Source organism: Pelotomaculum sp. PtaB.Bin117, from assembly GCF_002067195.1.
Classification (GTDB): Bacteria; Bacillota; Desulfotomaculia; order Desulfotomaculales; family Pelotomaculaceae; genus Pelotomaculum_D; species Pelotomaculum_D terephthalicicum.
This window is the reverse complement of sequence record NZ_MVQM01000157.1, coordinates 1-3,792: the sequence shown is the minus strand read 5'-3', so window position 1 is coordinate 3,792 and position 3,792 is coordinate 1. Positions and strand designations below refer to the sequence as shown.

Annotated in this window: 5 protein-coding genes; 2 read left to right on the top strand and 3 right to left on the bottom strand. The window is 45.4% G+C overall.

Annotated elements, in window-relative coordinates; translation table 11 throughout:
- The first annotated feature begins 32 nt into the window (after positions 1-32).
- Positions 33-905: a ComEC/Rec2 family competence protein gene (locus tag A4E54_RS11595; RefSeq protein ID WP_286726198.1), complete on the top strand. Its 873-nt coding sequence runs from the start codon at positions 33-35 to the stop codon at positions 903-905.
- Between the two features lie 63 nt (positions 906-968).
- Here A4E54_RS11595 and A4E54_RS11590 read toward each other — a convergent pair whose 3' ends face one another.
- Both A4E54_RS11590 and A4E54_RS11585 read right to left on the bottom strand, forming a co-directional pair.
- On the bottom strand, positions 969-1,784 hold the full coding sequence (locus A4E54_RS11590; protein ID WP_286726197.1) for a fibronectin type III domain-containing protein: 816 nt from the start codon (positions 1,782-1,784) through the stop codon (positions 969-971).
- 197 nt (positions 1,785-1,981) lie between these two features.
- A complete protein-coding gene (locus A4E54_RS11585) occupies positions 1,982-2,305 on the bottom strand; it encodes a hypothetical protein (RefSeq protein WP_240085040.1) in 324 nt (107 codons plus the stop codon).
- Between the two features lie 208 nt (positions 2,306-2,513).
- Between A4E54_RS11585 and A4E54_RS11580 the strand changes: the two genes are divergently transcribed.
- Positions 2,514-2,744: a hypothetical protein gene (locus tag A4E54_RS11580; protein WP_240085039.1), complete on the top strand. Its 231-nt coding sequence runs from the start codon at positions 2,514-2,516 to the stop codon at positions 2,742-2,744.
- Between the two features lie 101 nt (positions 2,745-2,845).
- Here A4E54_RS11580 and A4E54_RS11575 read toward each other — a convergent pair whose 3' ends face one another.
- Positions 2,846-3,655: a CsxC family protein gene (locus A4E54_RS11575; protein WP_286726196.1), complete on the bottom strand. Its 810-nt coding sequence runs from the start codon at positions 3,653-3,655 to the stop codon at positions 2,846-2,848.
- Between the last annotated feature and the right edge of the window lie 137 nt (positions 3,656-3,792).

The following is a 3,792-nucleotide window of genomic DNA, read 5'->3' as shown; positions in this document are numbered from 1 at the left end:
TTTTCAAGATTAGATTACACGGGGAGTAGATTATGAGAAGATTTATTCTGCTTTTGCTGGCTGTTTTATTTTTGGCTGGCTGCTCCAATCCGATAATCCAAAAGGTAAATACGAAAAATAAGCCGGCTTCCCCCGCCGTTTCCGGGACCCAAACGGAAAACTTGAAAGTTCACTTTCTGGATGTCGGCCAGGGTGATTCCATACTTGTCCAGTTTCCCGACGGAAAAAACATGCTTGTGGATGCCGGCGCAAATGAAAGTGCGCCGACAATAATCAACTACTTAAACAGCAACGGCATAAAAAGGTTGGACTATCTGGTTGGCACACATCCCCACGAGGACCATATCGGTTCGCTTGACGCGGTGATCAATCACTTTGAGATCGGCGAGGTGCTGATGCCCAAGGCCACCACCAACACCAAAACATTCCGTGACGTACTGGCGGCGATAAAAAACAAAAGACTCCGGGCAACGACGGCAAAAGCCGGAGTGAGCGTCATCAGCGACGGCAACCTGTCGGTCGATATACTCGGACCGTGCGGCGACACTTACGAGAGTCTGAATAACTATTCAGCGGTGATAAAGATAAAGTACGGCGACGTGGCTTTTCTGCTGACGGGCGACGCCGAGGCGCTTTCCGAGCAGGAAATCCTGGCAGCCGGCGCCGATGTCCGGGCCCAGGTCCTGAAAGTGGGGCATCACGGCAGCGAATCGTCCACATCAGCGGAGTTCTTGAAAGCGGTAAATTCTGAGTATGCTGTAATATCGGTTGGCGCCGGGAACGACTATCATCATCCTCATCAAGTCATTTTAAACAAGCTGCGAAAAGCCGTGATAAAGGTCCTCCGTACCGATCAAATAGGTACAATCGTTTTTTCAACGGATGGCCGGAATATTTATCGCTAGCTAAAGCCCTTGGTCTCGCCTTCCGGCGGGAACAAGGGCTTTAATTTTGTTCGCTTGCGCTTTTCACCGTCGCAGCCAGCGCCAGTAGGTAGAGCGGTAATCATCATATGAGGTTTTTTCGGGCAGCGATTCCTCCTGCAGGTTACTTTGGCTGCCGCCCAAGCTATCATATGTCAATTTCGCCAGTTCCTCCGGGAAGGTGGCTGCTGTAACGGTCGTTAAATTCCCTTCACCCCAGCCTGCCGGATTGTGCGCCATTGCTTTGAGCTCATAGGTGCCGCCGGGTGTAAGCCCGGTGATGGTGAAGCTGAACACTCCGGGAGCGAATGAACCAGTTTCAATACCGGCATCACTCCAGTTTTCACTGCCCAGTGCTCTAATTTGAAACTTTCTTTGGTCGCAATTCTCCCCGCTGGTATCAGTTATACTCCCATTCAAAGTTGCAGAGTCCGTGCCGACATTTGTGGCAGCGTCTGTTTGAACGGTAGGCACAACTACCACCGGGAGAGAGTTGTAATCAACCTGGCTTAGTGATACATTCAGACTTTTTTCTTGTCCTGTCATGTGTTCCTGATTAAGAATTTGTGCTTGTTCCGGCATCCGTTCTCTATCCGGATATTCGCTTGAATTACCTGGGCTATCAACACCCTCAGACAGTATGTATGTCTTGCCGGCTCTTACTTTAAACCCAAGCAATTCATGATAATCCGGCAACACCGGTATGGAAATCAAGTACCCGCCTTCCCGGTCGGTGAAAGTGGAGCCCAGTAATCTTTCAGTCCCGTCAACGGAGCTGGCAAATACGATAACAGCCGCCCCTTCAACAGTTGCAGCGTCATTATCCTTGACCACACCATAAAAATTTAATAACTCATCCATTTTTTGACCCGCAAAAAACTTTCCGGGGTCCGGTCTTATTAAGCTGTTACCCATAAATATCCGCTCCCCCAAAATTATTTTGCTGCAATCCCCACCTTTACTGAAGATTGTAAACCTCCCGGGTAAAACTCAACCTGCGGAGCCGCCATTTATCATAGAGACTCCGCTCAGGTCGAATTAAATCACCTGTCCGGAACTTAGACGGTGACGGATGAATAGTCATTGGCGCTGGCCCTGACAATAATTGCGGTGGTATCCTCTGATATTCTATTCTTATCAAGCTGCAGCAGGTAATAGCCGTCGCTGGTGCTGAAAGTATGGCAAAGCGGCTCTTCTTTGCCGCCGTTTATACGGGCATATACCATGACCAGTGCTCCCGGAACCGGTTTTTTCCCTTCAGTCTCCATTACAACACCATGTAAAACCAGATCGTCCACCTTTTTCAACACGATGTTGCCCTCAAAATGACGCTGATTCTCCGATGGTTTTTCGAATTCAATAGCTCCCGATACCCAAGCCATTACAATACCTCCTTATAATATTAAAAACTGTTAAAAGAAAATTTAGGATATGTTTAGATACGCTCTGCCTTTAAAATATTCAGTAGATTATAAAGACGTTACATGTAAAGCATATTTTTTATTGTCAAAAATAGGCATGTAATCATAATATGTTACAGGTGAGCCAGAAAAAAATAAATTAATAAAATATATAATAGGGGGGTAGAACATGCAAGAAAATAAATTTCAGGCAGAGAAGGTAATAGATATCAATAGTCAGGATCTGGATAAAGTTTCTAATATTAAAATGGATCTTCAACTGTTGGTGAACCGAAGGAGAAACAGGCACCAGAAAGTTGGACCGGAAAACAAGCCGCCTGTTCCGGCGCCAGCCAAAATGGCTGTCAAAGTAAGTTCAATTAAAGCGAGAGCGACATTAAGACCTATACAAGACATATAAAAGACGTTGCCCAAAAGAGTCCTTGATACTATCAGTGGGAAGTATCAAGGACTCTTAAGCTTCAGGATGCTTTGGCCATATTGCCGCCGGTGACCTGTTAATTACTTATGATCATATGGGTAGGGATCCGGGCAGGGATGAAAAGCAGGAACCCAAACCTGTTGGTTTTGCAATAGTTTGAATCTCAGCTTGATCACCATTTTTTCGTCAAATTCCTTGAAGGTTTTTTCTTCAAAAGGACCGCCGGAGATTGATTCACGGTTGATGAACTCATCGAACTCAGTAATGGTGCTGCTGACCAATTCGCAGAATGGAAGCTCGTTGAAGAATTCAAAACTCTCCTGGTTGAACTCAGACAAATCCCCGGCCAGCAACTTTTCCTTTTCCGGAAAATCTGATGGAAGAGGAGTAGCTGAGAAGTATTCAAACTCTTTGGTTTTACTGGGTATGACAGGGCATGGTGGAGTAATGAAATCTTCAATTTCTGTTACGCATCTGAAGGGGGTGTCAAGAGTGCAGTGACTTATGGTGCCGCATACGCTGTCGGAATCTACACATAGGTCAGCTTCAGCAAACTCAATGTTTTTGCGGACGAATCCTTCCAGGAATAACTTTTTGGTGTTTTGGATAAGCCTGCATTGTGTAAGTTTCAAACGTTTTTTAATTCGCTTGATTTCAATTGCGGGCGTAGGCAGGGTGATTTCTGAAAAGAGATCGATCTGCACATCCACTTCGGCAAGAACCACGGGTATTTTTACCAATTTTTTCTTCTTCCAGTCTGTTACGCAATGATCTTCCAGGTCCTTCATCTTCACCGGGTCACTGTCACAAAATGGTACGGTTTCGGTATCAACGGCGGCACACTTTTTCGGACAATCCGATGCTTCGATTGACGTACTTTTTCTACGCATTTTTATTCCTCCAAATTTTTATGCTTAGAGACGGTATATAATTTGAATCGCTGGGTGTTCAGCAGTAAATATAGTATTGTCAAGGCTTTGCATTATTTACCGGCTCTTTATTTATAGTAAATAATATTCAATACGGT

Coding starts and splice junctions, on each gene's coding strand:
- A4E54_RS11595 (WP_286726198.1), top strand. CDS start 33: ATGAGAAGATTTATTCTGCTTTTGCTGGCTGTTTTATTTTTGGCTGGC.
- A4E54_RS11590 (WP_286726197.1), bottom strand. CDS start 1,784: ATGGATGAGTTATTAAATTTTTATGGTGTGGTCAAGGATAATGACGCT.
- A4E54_RS11585 (WP_240085040.1), bottom strand. CDS start 2,305: ATGGCTTGGGTATCGGGAGCTATTGAATTCGAAAAACCATCGGAGAAT.
- A4E54_RS11580 (WP_240085039.1), top strand. CDS start 2,514: ATGCAAGAAAATAAATTTCAGGCAGAGAAGGTAATAGATATCAATAGT.
- A4E54_RS11575 (WP_286726196.1), bottom strand. CDS start 3,655: ATGCGTAGAAAAAGTACGTCAATCGAAGCATCGGATTGTCCGAAAAAG.